The organism is Wolbachia endosymbiont (group B) of Ennomos erosarius (assembly GCF_964026905.1).
Classification (GTDB): Bacteria; Pseudomonadota; Alphaproteobacteria; order Rickettsiales; family Anaplasmataceae; genus Wolbachia.
This window is the reverse complement of the sequence record NZ_OZ034708.1, coordinates 543533-567265: the sequence shown is the minus strand read 5'-3', so window position 1 is coordinate 567265 and position 23733 is coordinate 543533. Positions and strand designations below refer to the sequence as shown.

Sequence of the window (23733 nt, the reverse complement as noted above, 5' to 3'; positions counted from 1 at the left end):
AATAAACTTAATTCTATTGAAAATAGCTAAAGCATTGAAATTCTTGAATTTTAGCCGGATTAGTGAGTGGTAGTGAAATTTCTTTTACTCAAATTTAGGTATTCACTGACCGTTCTTGTTATAAATACCAGAATAATAAGCTACTGATATTCTCTATCTTTTTTATCTTTAATCCATCATAGCTAGCGATGCAACAAAGCCATTCCAGCGTCATGCGCTGGAATGACAACTTAAGGTATCACCTATCTACGCGAATTCTGGATTAAAGGAGAATAGAAAAGGCAAGAAAACAGGGTAAACTCAGCAGTTATAAAAAAACAGATGAGGTTAACCATGGAAGATATAACAAACTGTTTTGTTTGGTCGATGATTTTTGCAGAGATATAGAGAAAAATTTTGCAGGTAAACTACTGCCAAATGGTAAAAAACCCACAAGAACAACGGAAATTGAGCACTCCGAAATCATGACAATAATCCTGCTATATCAACAATCTCCGTGTAAAAATTTCAAAACTTTCTATCTACATTACCTAACGTTGCTCTACAAATCAGAGTTTCCAAAGTTGCCTTCATATACCAGGTTTGTTGCTCTAAAGCCTAGGGTTTTGTGGCATTTAGCAATGTTGTTGCATTGGCTTTGTGGACAGTCAGAAAACACTGGAATTTCATATATAGACACAACTCCCATTGCAGTTTGTCATGCAAAAAGAATATCCAAAACAAAGTTTTTGCTGGAATTGCAAAATTAAGCAAGAGTACTTACGGCTGGTTTTTTGGTTTCAAATTACATATGGTAATCAATGAAAATGGTGAAATTCATTCACTTACGCTAACAAAAGGCAATGTTGATGATAGGATACCTGTGCCAAATCTGACGGAAAAATTAACCGGCCTTTTGTTTGGTGACAAAGGTTATATTGCAAAAGAGCTTTTTCAGAAGCTGTTTGACCGAGGTTTGAAACTTGTTACCAAGGTGAAAAAAGGTATGAAAAATGCATTGATTTCGCTAAATGAGAAGATTTTACTGAGAAAAAGGTCTATCATTGAGACTGTTTTTGGTTACCTAAAAAATAGACTAGAAATTGAACACACTCGCCATAGATCCCCTGTTAATTTTTTGGTTCATATCTTTTCTACTCTCATTTCCTATTCCATCAAATCCAAAAAGCCTTCTATTTCCTATACTTTCTTCCTTCCTTAATCCAGAATTCGCGTCTCTTGGGCTCTTTCAGCTACAAACATTAAGAAATTTACCAAACGAAAAAAAGGCAAAAGAAGCCCTAGTCATTGTCTATTTTCAGTATTGGCGTTTTTTAAGTCTTAAACACTGCAATTTAGCTGCTTTTTAATGCAACTAACCTTTAGTCATAAATATTTAAGAAATTTACTAAGCAGAAAAAAAGGCAAAAGATATCCCGTGTTAGCTAGTTGTCACTCTCTAATCCTGCAAATTGGCGTTCTATACTGTCTTAAACGCTTTATAAGCGCGTTTCAGCTTATATAGGTAAAAACCTAGAAATGTTGTGAAGACATAAGGTGCTCATAGTGCAAAAAAATTAAAAATAAGACGCCAATCACGTAATACTGTTGTCGTTTAATCTGTACAGATTGAAGATAAATGAATACCTCCAGTACCATGATAAGGGGGCTGGCGAAATGTGTCAAGGAATTTTTATGTAAGAGATCTATTGAAATGCCCCTGTAAAATTATACTATTAATTAGTACACTGTAAATTTAAAATTATAAATATGTTAAGCAGATTGGTAATTTTGCTATTAGTTTTTATACTTCCTTTTTCTTTATACTCATACCAGTTTAGAACCAAAGCAAAGCAAGCAGTAGTTTTAGATTTAGCTTCAGACTCGTTCATTTTTGACCATAATTCCGATGAAAAGATGGCCCCATCTTCAATGAGCAAGCTAATGACTTTATATGTAGCCTTCGATTATCTAAAAGCTGGAATAATAAATATGGAGGATAAATTTCGAGTAAGCAGAAAAGCGTGGGAAAGAAAAGGCTCTTCTATGTTTTTGAAAGAAGGTCAATTTGTTACGGTGAGGGAATTACTTGAAGGAATTACAATAGTCTCAGGTAATGATGCCTGCATAACACTAGCTGAGGGCATTGCAGGATCAGAAGAGAATTTTGTGGCTGAAATGAATGAGGTTGCACAAAATTTGAATCTGAATGACAGTCATTTTGTCAACTCAAGTGGGTGGCCAGACGAAGATCATTTCATGAGCGCAAAAGACTTGGTAATACTGGCAAAAAGGATTTTCACCGATTTTCCTGAATATTATGATTTATTTTCTGAACAATATTTGACATATAACGAAATTGCACAAAAGAATAAAAATCTTCTACTTTTTCACGACATTGGGGTTGACGGTTTAAAAACCGGTTATACAAATGCTGGTGGTTACGGCATTGTAGCATCTGCAAAACGAAATGATAGAAGAATTTTTGCTGTCGTAAATGGTTTAAACACTGAGAAAGAGCGAATAGAAGAAGCAAAAAGACTGATACAATACTCCTTAAATCATTTTAATACTAAGAAAATATTCGTTAAAGACAGTGTAGTTGAGGAAGTAAATGTTCTTTATGGGAAAGATAGAAAAGTACCTGTCACAGTTGCAAACGATGTTACCATAACTTACAACCGCAAATTGCATGACCAAATTAAGGTGCGTATTGAATATAAAGATATGATACCTGCACCAATTAAAAAAGGTCAAGAAGTGGGCAAAGTTTTTGTAGAAATACCAGGCATTGAACAACAAACTACACCACTTTATGCAGCAAATGACGTACAGGAATTGAATTTCGTAGAAAAGTTTTTTAGAATGTTGTTTTAAGTTTGATATTAAAGTAATTTCGAAAGAGAGATCTATTGCACTTTAGTGTAGTTTTGACTAACAATTTCTGTTACAATACAAGATTGAAATGTTACGAAAATGTGCTGGTTATATTTGTTGCTGTCCAGTATCCTAGAGATACTGTGGGCTGTAACGCTAAAGTTTAGTAACAGTTTTACTAAAGTTGTGCCTTCGATTGCAACATTGGTAATTATGATCATTAGCATTTACTTTTTATCTCTTGCAGCATGCTTTCTACCTATTAGAGTATGCTATGCAGTTTCCTCTGGAATATGCACAATTGGAATAACTATAATTGGTGCAACCACTTTCACAGAGAATATTAATTTATCTCAAGTTTTATGTATCGTTTTAATTGTAATAGGAACCATAGGGCTAAAGCTCTCTATTTAAACCTAAAAATTTATGCATGAATTGGATATATTTACTCTTATCGTCACTAATTGAAGTGTTCTGGGTCATAACACTTAAGCATAGTTATGGATTTACTCATCTTGTACCATCAATAATTAGCATATTCTCCATGGCTCTTAGTACGTATTTACTTTCGCTCGCTACACGTTCTATACCTATCGGAGTATGCTATGCAATTTGGACTGGAGTGGGCGCTATAGGAGCTTCGATACTTGGAGTTTACCTATTTAATGAACCAGTTAATTTATTCGAAGTAATATGCTTTATTTTAGTTACATTCGGGATTATAGGATTAAAATTGTTTGATACTGCAAAACAAACTGTTGATAAAATGGAATAAGAGATCCCAAACTGGGATGACACTAAAGGCACTCCATCTTGTCATGCAACTGGAATCCAGCTTATGAGAGCTACAAAAAATAGCTTGACAAACTCCGTCAGCCCTCTTACCATGAAACTGAAGCTATTTATTTATCTTCGCAATCTCTGCAGTGGATTAATGACAAAAAAATTAATGTATTTGGCGTAAATCATTCTTAATTTTTGCACTATGTGCACCTCATGTCTTTATAAAACTAGGTTTCTACCTATATAAGCTGAAACGCGCTTATAAAGCGTTTAAGACAGTAAAAGACGTCAAATAGACAAGGGAGAACTTGAATACTAGCTACCCTAGGGTTTCTTTGCCTTTTTTTTACTTAGTAAATTTCTTAATGTTTATAATTTAGGTTAGTCGCATTTAAAAGCGGCTGAATCGCGGTTATTAAGCGTTTAGAATAAAAAACGCCAATATTTTGAAGTACATATAAATAACTAGTCACCAACGGGGCTTCTTTTGCCTTTTTTTTCGCTTGGTAAATTTCTTAATGTTTATGGCTAACATGAAGCTAAGTACGAACTTTGTTAAACACAACGAATGGTGTCATTCCAGTGCTCCTTTTTTTGTCATCCCAGTCTGGAATGGCTTTGTTGCATAGCACCTTAAACGCGAATTCTGGATTAAAGGAGAATAGAAAAGGCAAGAAAACAGGGTAAACTCAGCAGTTATAAAAAAACAGATGAGGTTAACCATGGAAGATATAACAAACTGTTTTGTTTGGTCGATGATTTTTGCAGAGATATAGAGAAAAATTTTGCAGGTAAACTACTGCCAAATGGTAAAAAACCCACAAGAACAACGGAAATTGAGCACTCCGAAATCATGACAATAATCCTGCTATATCAACAATCTCCGTGTAAAAATTTCAAAACTTTCTATCTACATTACCTAACGTTGCTCTACAAATCAGAGTTTCCAAAGTTGCCTTCATATACCAGGTTTGTTGCTCTAAAGCCTAGGGTTTTGTGGCATTTAGCAATGTTGTTGCATTGGCTTTGTGGACAGTCAGAAAACACTGGAATTTCATATATAGACACAACTCCCATTGCAGTTTGTCATGCAAAAAGAATATCCAAAAACAAAGTTTTTGCTGGAATTGCAAAATTAAGCAAGAGTACTTACGGCTGGTTTTTTGGTTTCAAATTACATATGGTAATCAATGAAAATGGTGAAATTCATTCACTTACGCTAACAAAAGGCAATGTTGATGATAGGATACCTGTGCCAAATCTGACGGAAAAATTAACCGGCCTTTTGTTTGGTGACAAAGGTTATATTGCAAAAGAGCTTTTTCAGAAGCTGTTTGACCGAGGTTTGAAACTTGTTACCAAGGTGAAAAAAGGTATGAAAAATGCATTGATTTCGCTAAATGAGAAGATTTTACTGAGAAAAAGGTCTATCATTGAGACTGTTTTTGGTTACCTAAAAAATAGACTAGAAATTGAACACACTCGCCATAGATCCCCTGTTAATTTTTTGGTTCATATCTTTTCTACTCTCATTTCCTATTCCATCAAATCCAAAAAGCCTTCTATTTCCTATACTTTCTTCCTTCCTTAATCCAGAATTCGCGTCTTAAGCAGTGATGGTTTACGACAAATTTATGTAATGATTTCAAATTTAGCCATACCAATATCAGTGAATTTGTTGAGCAAATAGCACTTAATTAGTAATTCTTTTTCACGATTTACTTCAGATTTATTCCTAAAGCTAAATCCAAATACTTGCTTCAACCTTGAGAAAAATCCTTCTATGTAAGATCTCTTTCCATAAATTGCTTCCTTTTTCCACTCTTTTACACCATCTTGTCCATATAATTTTATTAACCTAATAACGCGAATTCTGGATTAAGGAAGGAAGAAAGTATAGGAAATAGAAGGCTTTTTGGATTTGATGGAATAGGAAATGAGAGTAGAAAAGATATGAACCAAAAAATTAACAGGGGATCTATGGCGAGTGTGTTCAATTTCTAGTCTATTTTTTAGGTAACCAAAAACAGTCTCAATGATAGACCTTTTTCTCAGTAAAATCTTCTCATTTAGCGAAATCAATGCATTTTTCATACCTTTTTTCACCTTGGTAACAAGTTTCAAACCTCGGTCAAACAGCTTCTGAAAAAGCTCTTTTGCAATATAACCTTTGTCACCAAACAAAAGGCCGGTTAATTTTTCCGTCAGATTTGGCACAGGTATCCTATCATCAACATTGCCTTTTGTTAGCGTAAGTGAATGAATTTCACCATTTTCATTGATTACCATATGTAATTTGAAACCAAAAAACCAGCCGTAAGTACTCTTGCTTAATTTTGCAATTCCAGCAAAAACTTTGTTTTTGGATATTCTTTTTGCATGACAAACTGCAATGGGAGTTGTGTCTATATATGAAATTCCAGTGTTTTCTGACTGTCCACAAAGCCAATGCAACAACATTGCTAAATGCCACAAAACCCTAGGCTTTAGAGCAACAAACCTGGTATATGAAGGCAACTTTGGAAACTCTGATTTGTAGAGCAACGTTAGGTAATGTAGATAGAAAGTTTTGAAATTTTTACACGGAGATTGTTGATATAGCAGGATTATTGTCATGATTTCGGAGTACTCAATTTCCGTTGTTCTTGTGGGTTTTTTACCATTTGGCAGTAGTTTACCTGCAAAATTTTTCTCTATATCTCTGCAAAAATCATCGACCAAACAAAACAGTTTGTTATATCTTCCATGGTTAACCTCATCTGTTTTTTTATAACTGCTGAGTTTACCCTGTTTTCTTGCCTTTTCTATTCTCCTTTAATCCAGAATTCGCGTTAATAGCAGCATTTCTGTCAGACATATAATCTATTTTTGAATGTTCTGCTGCATCCTTTTTTGGTAGAACTTTTGTCTTTATATCGTATTTCTTACACAATTTATAAAGTTTGTGCCTATCGTATGCCCTATCTGCATATAATGTAACTTTCTTACTTGTTCGTAGCTTCGGTACTTTCTATCTGCACTGTTTTCCTTACTGTGGCCAGGAGTGTTACTGTAAATGCTGATACTTGTGCTATCTATGATAATTTCAATATTTTCCATGTTGCTTTTATCAACCCTGCAATCATTTATCTTAATATTAAGTTTTTTAAACCTTCTTGATGCTTGTGAATAGCTGATAACTGCCAAATTTTTCCTATTTGTTGCAGATATCCTTTTATAAACCCCACCGTTTGTCTTAAACCAATTCTAAAAAGATTGACAATTATATGCACCAAAATTACGACTTTATCACTGTAAATATAGTTGCCGCCCTGCATTTTTGGACTATTTTCATACCAATTTTCGATAGCTTCATCAATGTAACGAAAAATATTTCCCCTTTTTTCAAGGAATTTGTTATACCCGTTTTGGTTACTGACTTTCATTTTCTGTGGCATATTTTTTCTTCAACAGTTAAATGGTTATTTATAATGAATTTTGTCAGTAGCCACCAGATTTTTTCGGTTGCTATGCAACAAAGCCGTCTGGGATCCAGTTCTTATTACCTGGTATAAAGTTAAGTTTTCTGGATCCAAGTAGTCTGGGCACTGGCTGCCTAGTGGAAATTTATAACAACTGTGTCAACCTTCTCTACACAGCTCCTTCTTTTCATTTACGTTTTGCGCTTCTTTCGTTTCGTCCATTTTAGTACTAGGTTTTAATATGCTATATGTAATACCACCAAATGAATTCTTATAGCTAGACAGCCCCATGTCATACCGCCGAGGCGCTAACAAGCAGCGGGATGACGGTTGTCAGTAAGCCTAAATTACTTTAGCTATAAAAGTCTAATTTTGCTTAGTAAGCACACTAACTATGAAACAGTCTATATTACCATCAAAAACAGAATTTATATTACCCACTTCATGTCCAGTTCTTAAATCCTTCACCATTTGATATGGATGCATAACGTACGATCTGATCTGATTACCCCAGCCTATATCGCATTTTTTACCATACTCTTCAGCCATCTTTTGTTCTTTTTTTTCCAGTTCAATTTGGTACAAACGTCCTTTAAGTAATTTTAACGCCTCATCCTTATTTCTGTGTTGAGAACGACCATTTTGGCATTGAACTACAACACCAGTTGGAATATGCGTAATGCGTACCGCACTTTCAGTCTTGTTCACATGCTGACCGCCTGCTCCGGAAGCACGGTAGGTGTCGATTTTCAGATCCTTTTCATCCAAAGCAATATCAATTGAATCTTCTATCACTGGAGTTACTCCTACACTTGCAAAACTGGTATGACGTTTACCATTTGCATCAAACGGCGATATTCTAACCAGCCTGTGAATTCCACTTTCACTTTTTGCCCATCCATAAGCTTTTTCTCCAACGATTTTTATCATTGCAGACTTTATACCAACCGACTCTCCTTCTAATTTTTCTACAACTTCAACTTTAAAGTTGTGATAAATTTCTGCCCACCTTACATACATGCGCATCAGCATTTCAGCCCAATCATTGCTCTCGGTTCCGCCAGCTCCTGAGTGGATTTCTAAAAAGCAGTAATTGTTATCTGCTTCACCAGTAAATAAGGATTCTGTTTCTTTACACTTGATTAATTTTTCTAACTTTACCAGTTCATTTTCAACTTCGGAGAAAAATTCTTCATCATTTTCATCAATAGCGGATTTCATTAAATCGATAGCGTTACTGTAGTCGCTTTCCAGCTTTAAAAACGACTCTACGTCATTCTTAATTTTAGAACGTTCTTTTAAAATTTCTTGTGCTTTTTGGTTATCTTGCCACAGATCATCATCTGCAGCTTGGGAGTCAAGCTCTTCAAGACGCAACTTTAATTTTTCTATGTCAAAGACACCTCCTAATAAGAGAAATACTTTTATTTAAGCTTTGAAAGTGTTCAAGAATTTCTGAATAAGTTTTCATTATACTTTAGATTTTAATATATTTACTATTACTAACAATAACAGCAAACAAAATAGAAATTTAACCATATAGTAGTTAATTTGAAATAATTTTATTATACTTTAATGCTCAACGGAATCAAGCACGTATATTTAAAGGTAAAATAATGAATATTAAAATAAGTTCTCATTATGGTTTAGACAAAAAGGCTATTGATGACTTAATAGAGTCACTTGATAACGATGAGCTAGAAAATGTTCGTAATATTGTAAAAACGATAGATAGCGTTCAGTTAGCTTATTTTTTATCTACTTCAATCAGTGATCACAGGGAGAAACTAGTTAATATCCTCGATCAACATTTGTTAAGTGATGCCCTAGTGCATGTAGTGCCAGATTTACAAATAGAGATCATAGAAACATTGGGAATAGAAAATACAGCAAAGTTACTAATGCTCCTTGATGTAGAAGATATAGTAACCATAGTGAAAGATTTAGATAGAAAGTCTGTAGAAAATATACTTTACTATTTGCCCAGCAAGACTCAGAAATCAGTAGAGGAGTTGATATCATACCCAGAAGAAAGTGCAGGGAGGTTAATACATAAAGATATGGTTATAGCTCCATATTATTGGACAATAAATCAACTGACAGAATTTGTGTGCAACTATAAAAAAATACCAGAAAAATTTTACCAGATATTCATTATCAACTCAAAATTAGAGCCTATAGGCAGTGTTAATTTAAATAAGGTAATATCTCACTCAGGAGACACAATAATAAAAGAGATAATGGATCATGACATAAAAATCATTAAAACTGGAGTAGACCAAGAGGAAGTAGCAAGAATATTTAAAGATTACTCTCTATTATCAGCTCCGGTAGTAAATAAGAATGGTAAAATTATAGGTGTGATCTTAATTGAAGATGTGATAAAAGTTGTTCAACAAGAAACAGAAGAGGATGTACTCAAAATAAGCGGTGTATCTTCTAAAGCCGATATAAATGCCCCTATATACAAAACTATAATTAAAAGGCTACCTTGGTTACTGTTTAACCTCTTAGCTGCAACAATGTGTTCCATAGTAGTTGGCTTTTTCGATGATGTAATAAAAAGTTTTATAGTACTGCCAATAATCATGCCGATAATTGCATCAATGAGTGGAAATGCAGGATCGCAAACGGTAACACTAACCATCCGGGCAATCGCAACAAAATATCTAACTGAGCAGAATGCAAAAAGAATACTTGTAAAAGAGTTTTTAATAGGTCTTATAAACGGGGTGATCTTATCTACTATTTCATTAGTAGTGTTAGCAATAAGGTTTCACAGCTTCAAAGTGGAGATGATTTTTGTGGTCTCCATGATTATGATGTCAATTATTGCAACGTTCATCGGAACTTTCATTCCTATAATGCTTCATCGTTTAAAGTCTGACCCTGCCGTTTCTTCTTCAATCCTAACATCGGCAACAACTGATATTCTCTCAGCTCTTATATTTCTTGGTTTAGCTACGATCTTTTTATTAAACAGTTGACACTATCTATAGCTATACCGCGATTTATTCCATAGCTGTACGAACATTCATTTTTAAAGGTAAACTGTACAGCGAATGGTGTCATTCCAGTCTGAAATCCAGCCTTTTCATAATCATCAAAACGTTGTATTGTAACATAAAACGGCTACTTTTATGCTTACCAACTTAATAAAATTCCTGGATTCCAGTGGGCTTTGTTGCATAGCAACCGAAAAAATCTGGTGGCTACTGACAAAATTCATTATAAATAACCATTTAACTGTTGAAGAAAAAATATGCCACAGAAAATGAAAGTCAGTAACCAAAACGAATATAACAAATTCCTTGAAAAAAGGGGAAATATTTTTCATTACATCGATGAAGCTATCGAAAATTGGTATGAAAATAGTCCAAAAATGCAGGGCGGCAACTATATTTACAGTGATAAAGTCGTAATTTTGGTGCATATAATTGTCAATCTTTTTAGAATTGGTTTAAGACAAACGGTGGGGTTTATAAAAGGATATCTGCAACAAATAGGAAAAAATTTGGCAGTTATCAGCTATTCACAAGCATCAAGAAGGTTTAAAAAACTTAATATTAAGATAAATGATTGCAGGGTTGATAAAAGCAACATGGAAAATATTGAAATTATCATAGATAGCACAAGTATCAGCATTTACAGTAACACTCCTGGCCACAGTAAGGAAAACAGTGCAGATAGAAAGTACCGAAGCTACGAGCAAGTAAGAAAGTTACATGTTATGTTAAGTGTAAATAGTAAAAAAGCTATAGCTGCAAGATACAGTAATGGCTTCTACTCTGACCACTATGGAGCTTGCGATTTGCTTGAAGAAGTTAATTTTCAGCACAAAATAAAAGCATTATATGCAGATAGGGCATACGATAGGCACAAACTTTATAAATTGTGTAAGAAATACGATATAAAGACAAAAGTTCTACCAAAAAAGGATGCAGCAGAACATTCAAAAATAGATTATATGTCTGACAGAAATGCTGCTATTAACGCGAATTCTGGATTAAAGGAGAATAGAAAAGGCAAGAAAACAGGGTAAACTCAGCAGTTATAAAAAAACAGATGAGGTTAACCATGGAAGATATAACAAACTGTTTTGTTTGGTCGATGATTTTTGCAGAGATATAGAGAAAAATTTTGCAGGTAAACTACTGCCAAATGGTAAAAAACCCACAAGAACAACGGAAATTGAGTACTCCGAAATCATGACAATAATCCTGCTATATCAACAATCTCCGTGTAAAAATTTCAAAACTTTCTATCTACATTACCTAACGTTGCTCTACAAATCAGAGTTTCCAAAGTTGCCTTCATATACCAGGTTTGTTGCTCTAAAGCCTAGGGTTTTGTGGCATTTAGCAATGTTGTTGCATTGGCTTTGTGGACAGTCAGAAAACACTGGAATTTCATATATAGACACAACTCCCATTGCAGTTTGTCATGCAAAAAGAATATCCAAAACAAAGTTTTTGCTGGAATTGCAAAATTAAGCAAGAGTACTTACGGCTGGTTTTTTGGTTTCAAATTACATATGGTAATCAATGAAAATGGTGAAATTCATTCACTTACGCTAACAAAAGGCAATGTTGATGATAGGATACCTGTGCCAAATCTGACGGAAAAATTAACCGGCCTTTTGTTTGGTGACAAAGGTTATATTGCAAAAGAGCTTTTTCAGAAGCTGTTTGACCGAGGTTTGAAACTTGTTACCAAGGTGAAAAAAGGTATGAAAAATGCATTGATTTCGCTAAATGAGAAGATTTTACTGAGAAAAAGGTCTATCATTGAGACTGTTTTTGGTTACCTAAAAAATAGACTAGAAATTGAACACACTCGCCATAGATCCCCTGTTAATTTTTTGGTTCATATCTTTTCTACTCTCATTTCCTATTCCATCAAATCCAAAAAGCCTTCTATTTCCTATACTTTCTTCCTTCCTTAATCCAGAATTCGCGTTAATAGCAGCATTTCTGTCAGACATATAATCTATTTTGAATGTTCTGCTGCATCCTTTTTTGGTAGAACTTTTGTCTTTATATCGTATTTCTTACACAATTTATAAAGTTTGTGCCTATCGTATGCCCTATCTGCATATAATGCTTTTATTTTGTGCTGAAAATTAACTTCTTCAAGCAAATCGCAAGCTCCATAGTGGTCAGAGTAGAAGCCATTACTGTATCTTGCAGCTATAGCTTTTTTACTATTTACACTTAACATAACATGTAACTTTCTTACTTGCTCGTAGCTTCGGTACTTTCTATCTGCACTGTTTTCCTTACTGTGGCCAGGAGTGTTACTGTAAATGCTGATACTTGTGCTATCTATGATAATTTCAATATTTTCCATGTTGCTTTTATCAACCCTGCAATCATTTATCTTAATATTAAGTTTTTTAAACCTTCTTGATGCTTGTGAATAGCTGATAACTGCCAAATTTTTTCCTATTTGTTGCAGATATCCTTTTATAAACCCCACCGTTTGTCTTAAACCAATTCTAAAAAGATTGACAATTATATGCACCAAAATTACGACTTTATCACTGTAAATATAGTTGCCGCCCTGCATTTTTGGACTATTTTCATACCAATTTTCGATAGCTTCATCGATGTAACGAAAAATATTTCCCCTTTTTTCAAGGAATTTGTTATATTCGTTTTGGTTACTGACTTTCATTTTCTGTGGCATATTTTTTCTTCAACAGTTAAATGGTTATTTATAATGAATTTTGTCAGTAGCCACCAGATTTTTTCGGTTGCTATGCAACAAAGCCATCCCAGTGTCACGCACTGGGATGACATCAATCGTTAACGTCTTACATTTATTCTATTGCCTTATGGAACATTTGAATAATCACGCTTGGATTTGGATGACAAAAGGTCTGATGAATGATTAAAGTTACTTTTTCAACCGAACAAAAAGTAAAAGAATACAGTGGTAAAGTCACTGGCTTTGATATATTACAACCGGATGCTTTGAAAGAAGTAGTTGTATTGAAAGTAAATGGTGAGTTATATGATCTCTCACGTGAAATTGAATCTGATACAGAGATAGAGGTGATACAACTGAGTGACGAAGCGGGTTTAGATATAATAAGGCATGATGCTGCTCATATAATGGCGCAGGCAGTGAAAGAGCTATTTCCTAATACTCAGATTACTATTGGCCCAACAATTCAGGACGGTTTTTACTATGATTTTGCTACAGATCGTACCTTCACTACGGATGATCTTGCTGCAATAGAAAAGAAAATGAAAGAGATTGTGAAAAGTAATCACAGATTTGTTCGAGAGGTTTGGACTCGCAAGCAGGCAGTTGATTTCTTTAGTGGTATAGGCGAAAAATATAAGGTTGAAATTATATCCTCTATATTAGAGAGTGAAAACCTAACTGTTTATAGACAAGGCGATTTTGTAGACCTATGCCGTGGTCCGCACTCACCATCAACCGGCAGAGTTAAAGCGTTTAAACTTATGAAAGTAGCGGGTGCATACTGGCGAGGTGATGCAAAGGGCCCAATGTTGCAGCGAATATATGGCACAGCATGGAGAAATAAGGATGAATTAAACGCTTATCTTGAGTGTCTCAAAGAAGCAGAGAAACGTGATCACCGCAAAATTGCCAAGGATATGGATTTATTTCACATCCAAGAGGAAGCTGTCGGGCAGGTTTTTTGGCATGAACAAGGATATATTTTATATAATGTTCTTGAGTCTTACATCAGAAAGAAGTTAATAAATAATGGCTATTTTGAGGTAAAAACCCCTATTTTAGTAGGCAAAGAGCTGTGGGAAAAATCTGGACATTGGGATAAGTTTCGTGTAAATATGTTTACTGTTGACGAGTCTGAAAGTAAAAAGCTAGCAATAAAACCCATGAATTGCCCCTGTCATGTGCAGATTTTTAATTCTCACACCAGAAGCTATCGTGATTTACCGATACGTATGGCAGAGTTTGGCATATGCCATAGAAATGAAAGCTCAGGCTCATTGCATGGACTGATGCGAGTGCGTGGTTTTACGCAAGACGATGCACACATTTTTTGTATGGAAGAACAAGTGAATTCTGAGACTATAAAGTTTTGTGACCTTTTAAAAGAAGTATATTCAGAGCTTGGATTTAATGAAATTTCTGTGAAATTTTCAGACCGTCCAGATATTAGAGCAGGTAATGATGAAGTGTGGGATAGAGCTGAAAAAGCGCTGCTTGAAGCCGTTCAAGAAGCGGACTTGAGTTATAAACTTAACCCTGGTGAAGGTGCGTTTTATGGTCCAAAGTTAGAGTTCGTTTTGAAAGACGCAATAGGCAGAAATTGGCAATGTGGAACATTACAAGTTGATTTCATTTTACCAGAACGTCTGGGAGCTTTTTATATAGGGGCAGATGGACACAAGCATCACCCTGTCATGTTACATAGGGCAATTCTTGGGACTTTTGAGCGTTTTATTGGAATTTTGATAGAAAATTATGCAGGAAAATTTCCAGTTTGGCTTGCTCCAACGCAACTTGCTATTCTGACCATTACAAATGAGGCTGACAGTTACGCCACAGAAATCAGCAATGTCTTAAAAAAACAAGGTGTGAGAGTCAAGACTGATTTGACCAATGAAAAAATTAGTTATAAGATACGTTTGCATAGTTCAAACAAGGTTCCTATATTATGGATTATAGGCAAAAATGAAGTTACAAGTAAAACTGTGTCAGTGAGAAATTTAGGATCAGAAAGACAGGAGTCTTTTTCTTTGGAAAAGGCTACTGAATCGCTGTTAAAAAGTATTAATTTGAATTAAGGGAGTTAAAGTTTGCAAGTTAAAAAGAACAATAAAAACAGAATTAATGGATTCATCACAGCTAAGGAGGTACGCTTAGTTGATCATAGTGGTGAAATGGTCGGAATCGTGCCAATAGAACGAGCTTTGGAATTTGCACAGGGTGTTGGTTTAGACTTGGTAGAAATTGCACCTGATTCAACTCCTCCAGTATGTAAAGTTCTGGATTATAGCAAACAAAAGTATGATATAAAAAAGAAGGTAAGTGAAGCAAAAAAGAAACAAAAAACATTAACTATAAAAGAAATTAAACTGGGCCCCAATATTGGTGATCACGATTACGAAACAAAATTGCGTCAAGCAAGAGACTTACTTGCCCACGGACATAAAATCAAAGTTACAATGAGATTTAAGGGCAGAGAGCTTATAAACACTGAAGTCGGACTGGAAAAATTAGAACGGCTAATTAGAGACACTGAAGATATTGCAAAGGTAGAATTGGCACCTAAAAGGGAAGGGAATCAATATTTTTTAGCTCTGGTTGCTAAGTAGCAAAACGGCTTAAGAAGTATAAGTAGAGTTAAACTATCGCTCTCTCTTTGATAACATGGCGAAAATGTCTTATTAATCCTTGAATCGGCCAAGCTGCAGCATCACCAAGCGCGCAAATTGTATGTCCTTCTATTTGAGTTGTAAGGTCAAGCAGCTTATCTATTTCATCAGGCTTAATATCTCCTGCCACCATCCTCTTCATAATCCTCCACATCCATCCAGTACCTTCACGGCATGGTGTGCATTGTCCACAGGACTCATGCATGTAAAAGTGTGATAACCTCTCTATTGCAGCTATTATATCAGTTGATTTATCCATCACTATTACAGCAGCAGTACCAAGCCCTGATTGTGCGGTTCTTAATGAATCAAAATCCATTTTAATAGTATCGCATATAGATTTTGGAATTAATGGCACTGAAGACCCACCAGGTATTACAGCAAGTAAATTATCCCAACCCCCTCGCACTCCACCTGCGTATTTTTCAATCAATTCACGTAGTGGAATTCCGAGCTCTTCTTCAACATTACACGGGTTGTTTACGTGTCCTGAAATACAAAAGACCTTGGTACCAGTATTATTTGGTTTACCAAGAGATGCAAACCATTCTCCTCCGCGATTCAGAATATCTGGAACCATGGCTATAGTTTCAACGTTGTTTATTGTGGTTGGGCAGCCAAAAAGTCCAACACCTGCGGGAAATGGAGGTTTCATGCGAGGAAAGCCCTTTTTTCCTTCAATTGATTCGAGTTGAGCTGTTTCTTCCCCACATATGTAAGCTCCTGCACCCCTATGGATAAACACATCAAGATCATAACCTGATTTGCAGGCATTTTTTCCAATTAAGTTTTCTTTATAGGCTTCCTCAAGTGCTTTTTTTAGAACTAAATATTCATTATAAAATTCACCCCTGATATAAATATACGCAACTGATGCGCTGATCGCTTTGCCGGCTAGGAGAATTCCCTCAAGTAACTTATGTGGCTCATATCGCAATATATCTCTATCTTTACATGTACCAGGTTCTGACTCATCTGCATTGACTACTAAATATGCTTTTGGGAGATTTTTGGGCATAAAGCTCCACTTAAGGCCGGTGGAAAATCCTGCACCCCCTCGACCTCTCAAACCAGATTTCTTTACTTCATCAATGATCTTTTCTGATCCTAAATCTAGTAACTCCTTTGTTTTTTGCCAGCTACCACGTTTTTTTGCACCCTCAAGTAGTGGAGTTTCTTTACCATTTAAGTTTGTAAATATTTTGTCCTGTTCCTTCAGCATGCTTTTTAAGATTCTAAGTGATCCCGACGCGATTCGAACGCGTGACCCACTGATTAAAAGTCAGTTGCTCTACCGGCTGAGCTACGGGATCATTTCATTTTTTAGCTATACTAAACAGTAATATAGTTTTTATCCGTTTTAATCAAACTAAAATTTTCATGTGTGGTTAAATAAATTATATAATATACTGCGTTAGTGATAATTTAGTTCAAAAATCTATGGATAATTTAAAAAAATTTCCAAAGGAAAACTTCTTGTTAATTTTCGGTTCACAGATTCATTTGGCAAAGCTTATAACGCGAATTCTGGATTAATAGATGAGGTTAACCATGGAAGATATAACAAACTGTTTTGTTTGGTCGATGATTTTTGCAGAGATATAGAGAAAAATTTTGCAGGTAAACTACTGCCAAATGGTAAAAAACCCACAAGAACAACGGAAATTGAGCACTCCGAAATCATGACAATAATCCTGCTATATCAACAATCTCCGTGTAAAAATTTCAAAACTTTCTATCTACATTACCTAACGTTGCTCTACAAATCAGAGTTTCCAAAGTTGCCTTCATATACCAGGTTTGTTGCTCTAAAGCCTAGGGTTTTGTGGCATTTAGCAATGTTGTTGCATTGGCTTTGTGGACAGTCAGAAAACACTGGAATTTCATATATAGACACAACTCCCATTGCAGTTTGTCATGCAAAAAGAATATCCAAAACAAAGTTTTTGCTGGAATTGCAAAATTAAGCAAGAGTACTTACGGCTGGTTTTTTGGTTTCAAATTACATATGGTAATCAATGAAAATGGTGAAATTCATTCACTTACGCTAACAAAAGGCAATGTTGATGATAGGATACCTGTGCCAAATCTGACGGAAAAATTAACCGGCCTTTTGTTTGGTGACAAAGGTTATATTGCAAAAGAGCTTTTTCAGAAGCTGTTTGACCGAGGTTTGAAACTTGTTACCAAGGTGAAAAAAGGTATGAAAAATGCATTGATTTCGCTAAATGAGAAGATTTTACTGAGAAAAAGGTCTATCATTGAGACTGTTTTTGGTTACCTAAAAAATAGACTAGAAATTGAACACACTCGCCATAGATCCCCTGTTAATTTTTTGGTTCATATCTTTTCTACTCTCATTTCCTATTCCATCAAATCCAAAAAGCCTTCTATTTCCTATACTTTCTTCCTTCCTTAATCCAGAATTCGCGTTAGTAGCTTTGGGTACTCAAGCTTTGCTCGATATACATCAAGTAAATAGAATTTATTATCTATTTTTGCCCAGGTGGTGCAGACACTAAAGTCGCTGGAATCGTTTGTTGAAACTGCAGTGTCCCAGCTTTGAGTTACATGTGAGAGATTATCAGGGAAATTTTATAGCGCTTTAGCCACTCTTGTTTTATGATACCACTTGAAAGCGGCAGGGGGTTTTGTTGATATTGAGCAGCAAAAGCGTAACTCCCAAGTTCAACTTTTATCATCTCAACTTCTTCTCTTCCTCCCTCGAGGGGATATAATAACTCATTCTCTTCTCTTGAATATAAACCTTTTTCTTGTGTCGTAATTGAGTCGATTATCTCCACTTTTTCAGAAATCATTGGCAAACAAATGTGATGCCATATGTTTTTTGGCTTGGATAAGAAGTGCCCAGTTAAGTCTTCCAGGTGCAGCCTGTGCATAACAAGCACAATTACTCCTTTTTTTCTATCGTTGAGCCTCGTTACCAAAGTCTGATCGAACCAGTTTGTGGCACGTTTTCTAAATGTCTCACTCAAAGCTTGAGCAGGATTAAGTGGATCATCCACGATGATGAAATCTCCACCTTCACCGGTTAACGTCCCTCCAACTGATGTTGCGATTCTAAATCCTCTCTGCACTGTTTGGAATTTATATTTAGTGTTCTGGTCTTTGGATAATTTTACCTCTGGAAATAGTTCTTTATACCAATCAGATTGCATTATGCACCTGGTGTCAAGCGAGTGCTTTTCGCTGAGCAATTGAGAATAACTTGCAACTATTATTCTTGCAGTCGGCTGATTTCCCAGTATCCACGCGGGCCACGCAACACTAGCACATATGGACTTCATTGAACGCGGAGGCATATTGAATATTATGCGCCTTACTTCGCCAGCATTCGCTGCTTTCAGCCTGTCTTCTATGACTTTTATGTACTGATAATCATTATACTCACATCCCGGCACCACCGTTTGAAAGCACAATTCAATGAATTTTAAAAAGTTGATTTTGTTCATAAGATTTGACTCTTTTAAAGATTTTATGTATTATGAAATTGATGTAGTGAGAATTAAGGTATGACAGCAACGGAAAGAATAAACACTAAGGAAGAGTTTGTAAGAACTCAAAATGGGATAAAAATCCAGACAATAACGCTTCCTGGTAAAAATATAGATCAAAACAATAATCAAAGTGAAAAACATCTAATATATTTTATTGGCGGGAATAGAGCGTTCAAATCTAGCAAAGATTATACCCAAAACTGGGATTGGGCTACAGATCAAGGTATTACTGTTCATCTCTTTAATTATCCTGGACTTGGCTTAAGTAGAAACAGCTCATTGATACGTAGCAATAGAGTTAAATCTGGTATAGCAGTTGTAACTAACTTATTAGAAAAAGGTATAAAACCAGATGATATCATATTGTTCGGAGACTGCCTGGGTGGACATGTAGCTGCAGAGGTTCATAAAAATTTTAAAGATAAGGATATACATTTGAGATGTATCGTTAGCAATGCTGCTAGTTCACTCAAACAAGCGTCTCTTTATTATTTTTGGTTCATAGCGAAATTAAAAATTTTTCTTGCTCCGATAATCAAATTAGTACTAAAGATTTTTGGTTGCCATTGGAAAACACACAAAATTATCAATGCAATTACTCCTTACATGATGTACTTCAATCGAGAGGGAGACAAGACGATTGAACAACCAGCGCAGCTTGCGACAAAAATAGAAAGAATAGAGCAAAACGGTAGAGGGAAAGATTACCAAAAAAAAGAAATCTTTGAAGATTTTGAGGAATATGAAGAATTTTTCAAGCAACATACAATATTAAGAAGGAATGATGAATGTATTGATCCTAAAAAAGCTGATAAAGATGTACACAAATTGCCAATTACATGTTTAAAATCTTACAATGAAGTTGGTTACACTTTTCCTGAGTTGATTAGTTTATATATTCAGGTGACAGATGAGTATTTTTCTAAACATGGTTCACTAAATGATAAGAAGAAAGTTGAAGAGTTTAGAAAAAGTAAGTTTTATGAAGATTTTTCTGGCTGTACAAGTTCGATGTCGAAAGTAAATATTACGGCAGTAAATAAAGGAATAAATGTGTGATTTACGATGTTGCCTTGGTTACGATTTCTTTAACTTTATTGAAGTAAAAAATTGATTTCCATTGCGGTAAATGAGCAACATTATTGAATCTTTACCGTTTTTCTTTACTGCTAAATCAACTTGTTTTTGAAAATCGTTAGTATTTTCTATATCAGTTCCATCCAATTGGATAATAATGTCTCCTTTTTTAATACCACGCAGCGTGGCATTACTGTTACTATCTACATTAGTAACTATCACACCTTTTGTAGGCACATCATTTTTGCTTTCTCTTAATTCTTTTGGCAGGTTTGAAACGGTTAAACCAGTTATGTAATCGGATGTTGATTTATTTTCTTCTTGATTATTACCTTGACCATCATTTGCAGATTCTTCAATCACAACCTTAATATTGACCTCTTTGCCCTTTCTAAGTAACTTAATTTGTACTTTTTTTCCAGGTTCAGTTCTTGAAACCATTTGAGGCAGTTGTGTCATTCTATCAATTTTTTTATCATCAAATTCTAATAATATGTCACCCACCTTAATTCCACCTTTTTCTGCAGGGCTATCCTTTACTATACTTGCAACCAGTGCACCTTTTGTATCTTTTAAACCCAAAGACTCAGCAAATTCTTTCGTTATAGGCTGAACTTGCACACCAAGCCAACCATGTTTTATTTTTTTGCCACTTTTTAATGTGTCAATAATTGACATAGCTAAATTAGATGGTATAGCAAAGCCTATACCCACGTTGCCGCCAGACTCAGATGGAGAATAGATAGCAGTATTAATACCTATAACTTTTCCATTTAAATCAAATAACGGTCCTCCAGAGTTACCCCTATTAATTGCAGCATCAGTTTGAATAAATTCATTCATGGTGCCAATACTAATGTCCCTGGACCTTGCAGATATAATTCCTGTGCTTACAGAGCCACCCAAACCAAATGGGTTACCTATTGCCATAACCGTATCACCAACCCTTGCTTTATCAGAATCACCAAATGCAACAGAAGAAAGATCTTTATCAGAATTAATCTTAAGCACAGCAAGATCAGTTCTTGCATCATAGCCTAAAACTTCTGCTTTGAAATAAGTATTATCGTTCATAGTAACTGTGATATCTTTGGCATTTTTAATAACGTGATAATTGGTTACTATAGTTCCACCTTTATCTATAATAAACCCAGAACCAAGCAACACCACCTCTCTGTTAACACTAGGGCCCCTATCCATAAAAAACTGATCAAAGTGCTCAAAAAACTCTCTAAAATCATCAAAAAAATTATTTCCTGGCATAGATGGAACTCTAGTTCTGCTGTTATTTTCTTGTTTGATGATTTGTTCGCTTGAAATATTTACAACCGCAGGAATGAGTTCTTCCACTAAATCGGCAAGTCCTTGATTACAGTTGCATGCAGTAGTGCTAGCATCAATGACCTTTTTTGCATTCCAATCAAACATATTAGCATGCGAAGAAAACGCAATTAAAAAATATGCAAATATAGATAAAATAAATGCCTTACTTTTCATAAACTATTTCCATCCTTTATTTAAAATATCTAAAAAGTTATTGTTTGGTGAAAGTATAAATTTAGTATTATTTTCGGCAAATGATTTACTGTAAGCGCTCATGGAGCGATAAAAGTTAAAGAACTCTTCATCAATCTTAAATGCCTCATTATAAATTCTAGTTGCTTCAGCATAACCACGGCCCCTTGTTTCATATGATTCTTTTACTGCACTGGAGATAATTTCCCTTTTTAATTTATCAGCTTTTGATCTAATTTCCTGCCCCGCTTGCTCTCCTTCTGCTCTAATTTCTTTTGCTTCTTTTTCCCTTTCAGTTTGCATACGGCGAAATATTGCAGAACTATTTTCTTCTGGTAAATCTGCTCTCTTAATTCTTACATCTATTATTTCTATGCCAAATTTTTCAGCTTCAGAGTAAACTCCGTGCTGAATTAACTGCATGACTTCTGACCTTTTTTCATTCAGCAAACTAATCAACGAAAATCTGCCTATATTTTCTCTTATGTGTGCTTCTATAACCGGATATAATCTTCTAACCAGCCCTGATTCATTCCTCACAGCCTGGTAAAAAGTAACAGGATTCGTTATTTTATATTTTGCATACGCATCTACTATAATACGTTTTTGATCCGCTGTTATCACTTCCCTTGGGGTTTTATCAGGACTTAGATCTAAAACTCTTTTATCAAGAAACTCTACACTATTTATGAATGGTAACTTAAAATATAAGCCACTTTCCCTAACATCCCTTACAACTTTACCCAGTTGTATAACTATAGCTTGCTTTGTTTCTTGTACAACAAATATTGAATTAGATAAAACAATCAATAAAACAACAAATACAGAAACAAAAATGATTTTAATATTACTACTCATGGTTATTTCCCTAAATTTGTAAGAGGTAAATAAGAAAACATACCTTTCAGATCATCAGTTACAACAACTTTGTCTACCTTACTGAAAATATTTTCCATAGTTTCAAGATAAATACGATTCTTAACGAGAGAAGGATTCTGTCTATATTCCTCATAAAGAGATAAAAAGCGATTTGCATTACCTTTTGCTTCATTTATTACTTCATTCTCATATGCCTCTGCATCTAATTTTATCTTTATCGCTTCACCTTTTGCTCGAGGTATGATATCATTACTATAAGAATATGCTTCGTTTATAGTACGCTCTTTATCTGCACGAGCACTTTGCACATCTCTAAATGAGCTAATTACTTTTTCTGGTGGATCGATTTTTTTCATTTGAACAGATAAAATCTCTATGCCCATTTGGTATCCATCAAGAATCTGCTGCAATAGAATTCTAGTATCTCTGGAAATTTCGGCTCTCCCTTGACCTTCCAGTGCAAAAGAAATTGTATTCTTACCTATTATCTCCCTCATAGCACTTTCAGCAGCGTTTTTAACGCTTAAACCAGGTTGATGATCCCGCACTTTGAATAAATAGTCCTTAGCATCTCTAACGCGCCACTGAATTTCGAAGTTAACGTTGACTATATTTTCATCTCCAGTTAGCATCACACCTTCACCACGGTCTGTATCTCGTCCATAAGAACCGCTTACACCAATTTCTTCACGATTTACTTCCTTAACGTTTAATTTAAAAACCTTACCAATAGGATAGGGGGAGTGATAGCGCAAACCGGACATCTCTGTGTTAGAGTATTTACCAAAGGTAAGTTCTATGCCTTCTTCACTGGGGTGAACAATATAAAAGCCAGTGCAAGCATAGAACAGCAAAATAATGAAAATGATGAAATAAGGTTTTTTGCCCCTGTTTCTGGTTAATCCATTAAGAAAGAACCTTATATCAGATACAGCTTTACTTAAAATATCTTCATTATTAGGAGTTTTGTTCCCTATCGATTTCTTTCCCGGATTCCAAGGATTATTCTCATCAAACATAATGATTGATTCTATAATTAATACGCTAATATTACTCATCTTATAAGAAAATGCAAAACTATTTTATTTATAAATTAATTATCAGGATGGAAAACATGATCATACACTTCCTTTTCTCTATGTAATATGGTCGATTCTATGGAATTTTCTGGCTTTTTTTTGAATTCTTTATTGTCACTCTTTAAGTGCACTACGTCTTCGTGAAGGTGAGAACAATAATGAGATAACAAAACCATTATTATTA

The 23733-nt window shown here is 34.9% G+C and carries 20 protein-coding genes, 1 tRNA gene and 4 pseudogenes; 12 read left to right on the top strand and 13 right to left on the bottom strand.

Features of this window, described 5'->3' with window-relative positions; translation table 11 throughout:
• Window positions 1–350: 350 nt before the first annotated feature.
• The 4 genes and pseudogenes from AAGD95_RS02900 (at window position 351) to AAGD95_RS02885 (ending at window position 3631) form a co-directional block, all read left to right on the top strand.
• Window positions 351–1201 (top strand): annotated as a pseudogene (locus tag AAGD95_RS02900) (IS982 family transposase).
• 548 nt (window positions 1202–1749) lie between these two features.
• Window positions 1750–2856 (top strand): D-alanyl-D-alanine carboxypeptidase family protein, encoded by a 1107-nt coding sequence (locus AAGD95_RS02895; protein ID WP_341818790.1) that lies wholly within the window; start codon window positions 1750–1752, stop codon window positions 2854–2856.
• A gap of 99 nt (window positions 2857–2955) precedes the next feature.
• On the top strand, window positions 2956–3270 hold the full coding sequence (locus AAGD95_RS02890) for a DMT family transporter (protein WP_007548371.1): 315 nt from the start codon (window positions 2956–2958) through the stop codon (window positions 3268–3270).
• Window positions 3271–3286: 16 nt separating this feature from the next.
• Complete coding sequence (locus AAGD95_RS02885) at window positions 3287–3631, top strand: DMT family transporter (RefSeq protein ID WP_265025536.1); 345 nt, start codon at window positions 3287–3289, stop codon at window positions 3629–3631.
• A gap of 582 nt (window positions 3632–4213) precedes the next feature.
• On the opposite strand, the gene AAGD95_RS02880 is transcribed toward AAGD95_RS02885, so the two are convergent.
• Complete coding sequence (locus AAGD95_RS02880; protein ID WP_341818789.1) at window positions 4214–4363, bottom strand: hypothetical protein; 150 nt, start codon at window positions 4361–4363, stop codon at window positions 4214–4216.
• A gap of 15 nt (window positions 4364–4378) precedes the next feature.
• On the opposite strand from AAGD95_RS02880, the gene AAGD95_RS02875 reads away from it, so the two are divergent.
• Window positions 4379–5230, top strand: coding sequence for an IS982 family transposase (locus AAGD95_RS02875; RefSeq protein ID WP_410542088.1), 852 nt, complete (start codon window positions 4379–4381; stop codon window positions 5228–5230).
• A 41-nt stretch (window positions 5231–5271) separates the two neighbouring features.
• On the opposite strand, the gene AAGD95_RS02870 is transcribed toward AAGD95_RS02875, so the two are convergent.
• The 5 genes from AAGD95_RS02870 to prfB form a co-directional block, all read right to left on the bottom strand.
• Window positions 5272–5403 (bottom strand): hypothetical protein, encoded by a 132-nt coding sequence (locus AAGD95_RS02870; protein ID WP_265015624.1) that lies wholly within the window; start codon window positions 5401–5403, stop codon window positions 5272–5274.
• A 114-nt stretch (window positions 5404–5517) separates the two neighbouring features.
• Window positions 5518–6369 carry an IS982 family transposase gene (locus AAGD95_RS02865; RefSeq protein ID WP_410542091.1) on the bottom strand — a complete coding sequence of 284 codons (852 nt, stop codon included), beginning with the start codon at window positions 6367–6369 and terminating at the stop codon, window positions 5518–5520.
• Window positions 6370–6549: 180 nt separating this feature from the next.
• On the bottom strand, window positions 6550–6825 hold the full coding sequence (locus AAGD95_RS02860) for a hypothetical protein (protein ID WP_341818788.1): 276 nt from the start codon (window positions 6823–6825) through the stop codon (window positions 6550–6552).
• On the bottom strand, window positions 6765–7076 hold the full coding sequence (locus tag AAGD95_RS02855; RefSeq protein ID WP_341818787.1) for a transposase: 312 nt from the start codon (window positions 7074–7076) through the stop codon (window positions 6765–6767). Before AAGD95_RS02855 ends, AAGD95_RS02860 begins: the two co-directional genes overlap by 61 nt.
• A gap of 390 nt (window positions 7077–7466) precedes the next feature.
• Window positions 7467–8571 (bottom strand): peptide chain release factor 2 gene (prfB, locus tag AAGD95_RS02850; RefSeq protein WP_341818786.1). Its coding sequence is split into 2 segments (ribosomal slippage): window positions 7467–8495 and window positions 8497–8571, totalling 1104 coding nucleotides; the frame shifts between segments, so codons are not numbered across the junction.
• Window positions 8572–8716: 145 nt separating this feature from the next.
• Between prfB and mgtE the strand changes: the two genes are divergently transcribed.
• From mgtE to AAGD95_RS02835, 3 genes and pseudogenes are all read left to right on the top strand, one after another.
• Window positions 8717–10087: a magnesium transporter gene (gene mgtE / locus AAGD95_RS02845; protein WP_341818785.1), complete on the top strand. Its 1371-nt coding sequence runs from the start codon at window positions 8717–8719 to the stop codon at window positions 10085–10087.
• A gap of 275 nt (window positions 10088–10362) precedes the next feature.
• Window positions 10363–11142, top strand: a complete 780-nt coding sequence (locus tag AAGD95_RS02840) for a transposase (RefSeq protein WP_341818784.1) — start codon at window positions 10363–10365, stop codon at window positions 11140–11142.
• Between the two features lie 52 nt (window positions 11143–11194).
• A pseudogene (locus tag AAGD95_RS02835) lies at window positions 11195–12045 on the top strand (IS982 family transposase).
• Window positions 12046–12089: 44 nt separating this feature from the next.
• Here the strand turns inward: AAGD95_RS02835 and AAGD95_RS02830 are convergent.
• Entirely contained in the window at window positions 12090–12788 is a 699-nt protein-coding gene (locus AAGD95_RS02830) for a transposase (protein WP_341818189.1), read from the bottom strand.
• Window positions 12789–12988: 200 nt separating this feature from the next.
• Here AAGD95_RS02830 and thrS point away from each other — a divergent pair, with 200 nt between their 5' ends.
• Window positions 12989–14890 carry a threonine--tRNA ligase gene (gene thrS / locus AAGD95_RS02825; RefSeq protein ID WP_341818783.1) on the top strand — a complete coding sequence of 634 codons (1902 nt, stop codon included), beginning with the start codon at window positions 12989–12991 and terminating at the stop codon, window positions 14888–14890.
• Between the two features lie 12 nt (window positions 14891–14902).
• Window positions 14903–15421 carry a translation initiation factor IF-3 gene (infC, locus tag AAGD95_RS02820; protein WP_341818782.1) on the top strand — a complete coding sequence of 173 codons (519 nt, stop codon included), beginning with the start codon at window positions 14903–14905 and terminating at the stop codon, window positions 15419–15421.
• A gap of 28 nt (window positions 15422–15449) precedes the next feature.
• Here infC and nuoF read toward each other — a convergent pair whose 3' ends face one another.
• The gene (nuoF, locus tag AAGD95_RS02815) at window positions 15450–16703 is read right to left on the bottom strand and encodes an NADH-quinone oxidoreductase subunit NuoF (protein WP_341818781.1); all 1254 of its coding nucleotides are present in this window, start codon (window positions 16701–16703) and stop codon (window positions 15450–15452) included.
• 18 nt (window positions 16704–16721) lie between these two features.
• Window positions 16722–16794, bottom strand: a tRNA-Lys gene (locus AAGD95_RS02810).
• Between the two features lie 222 nt (window positions 16795–17016).
• On the opposite strand from AAGD95_RS02810, the pseudogene AAGD95_RS02805 reads away from it, so the two are divergent.
• Window positions 17017–17900 (top strand): annotated as a pseudogene (locus tag AAGD95_RS02805) (IS982 family transposase).
• A 2-nt stretch (window positions 17901–17902) separates the two neighbouring features.
• On the opposite strand, the pseudogene AAGD95_RS02800 reads toward AAGD95_RS02805, so the two are convergent.
• Window positions 17903–18954 (bottom strand): annotated as a pseudogene (locus AAGD95_RS02800) (terminase); the annotation flags it as partial.
• Between the two features lie 60 nt (window positions 18955–19014).
• On the opposite strand from AAGD95_RS02800, the gene AAGD95_RS02795 reads away from it, so the two are divergent.
• Entirely contained in the window at window positions 19015–20058 is a 1044-nt protein-coding gene (locus AAGD95_RS02795) for an alpha/beta hydrolase (protein WP_341818780.1), read from the top strand.
• 18 nt (window positions 20059–20076) lie between these two features.
• Here the strand turns inward: AAGD95_RS02795 and AAGD95_RS02790 are convergent, their stop codons facing one another.
• The 3 genes from AAGD95_RS02790 to hflK are packed head-to-tail and all read right to left on the bottom strand — an operon-like array spanning window position 20077 to window position 23489.
• On the bottom strand, window positions 20077–21573 hold the full coding sequence (locus AAGD95_RS02790) for a DegQ family serine endoprotease (RefSeq protein WP_341818779.1): 1497 nt from the start codon (window positions 21571–21573) through the stop codon (window positions 20077–20079).
• A 3-nt stretch (window positions 21574–21576) separates the two neighbouring features.
• Window positions 21577–22449, bottom strand: coding sequence for a protease modulator HflC (locus AAGD95_RS02785; RefSeq protein WP_341818778.1), 873 nt, complete (start codon window positions 22447–22449; stop codon window positions 21577–21579).
• A gap of 2 nt (window positions 22450–22451) precedes the next feature.
• Window positions 22452–23489 carry an FtsH protease activity modulator HflK gene (gene hflK, locus AAGD95_RS02780; RefSeq protein WP_341818777.1) on the bottom strand — a complete coding sequence of 346 codons (1038 nt, stop codon included), beginning with the start codon at window positions 23487–23489 and terminating at the stop codon, window positions 22452–22454.
• Window positions 23490–23733 lie beyond the last annotated feature (244 nt).

Coding starts and splice junctions, on each gene's coding strand:
- AAGD95_RS02895 (WP_341818790.1), top strand. CDS start 1,750: ATGTTAAGCAGATTGGTAATTTTGCTATTAGTTTTTATACTTCCTTTT.
- AAGD95_RS02890 (WP_007548371.1), top strand. CDS start 2,956: ATGTGCTGGTTATATTTGTTGCTGTCCAGTATCCTAGAGATACTGTGG.
- AAGD95_RS02885 (WP_265025536.1), top strand. CDS start 3,287: ATGAATTGGATATATTTACTCTTATCGTCACTAATTGAAGTGTTCTGG.
- AAGD95_RS02880 (WP_341818789.1), bottom strand. CDS start 4,363: ATGGTTAACCTCATCTGTTTTTTTATAACTGCTGAGTTTACCCTGTTT.
- AAGD95_RS02855 (WP_341818787.1), bottom strand. CDS start 7,076: ATGCCACAGAAAATGAAAGTCAGTAACCAAAACGGGTATAACAAATTC.
- mgtE (WP_341818785.1), top strand. CDS start 8,717: ATGAATATTAAAATAAGTTCTCATTATGGTTTAGACAAAAAGGCTATT.
- AAGD95_RS02840 (WP_341818784.1), top strand. CDS start 10,363: ATGCCACAGAAAATGAAAGTCAGTAACCAAAACGAATATAACAAATTC.
- AAGD95_RS02830 (WP_341818189.1), bottom strand. CDS start 12,788: ATGCCACAGAAAATGAAAGTCAGTAACCAAAACGAATATAACAAATTC.
- thrS (WP_341818783.1), top strand. CDS start 12,989: ATGATTAAAGTTACTTTTTCAACCGAACAAAAAGTAAAAGAATACAGT.
- nuoF (WP_341818781.1), bottom strand. CDS start 16,703: ATGCTGAAGGAACAGGACAAAATATTTACAAACTTAAATGGTAAAGAA.
- AAGD95_RS02795 (WP_341818780.1), top strand. CDS start 19,015: ATGACAGCAACGGAAAGAATAAACACTAAGGAAGAGTTTGTAAGAACT.
- AAGD95_RS02790 (WP_341818779.1), bottom strand. CDS start 21,573: ATGAAAAGTAAGGCATTTATTTTATCTATATTTGCATATTTTTTAATT.
- AAGD95_RS02785 (WP_341818778.1), bottom strand. CDS start 22,449: ATGAGTAGTAATATTAAAATCATTTTTGTTTCTGTATTTGTTGTTTTA.
- hflK (WP_341818777.1), bottom strand. CDS start 23,489: ATGTTTGATGAGAATAATCCTTGGAATCCGGGAAAGAAATCGATAGGG.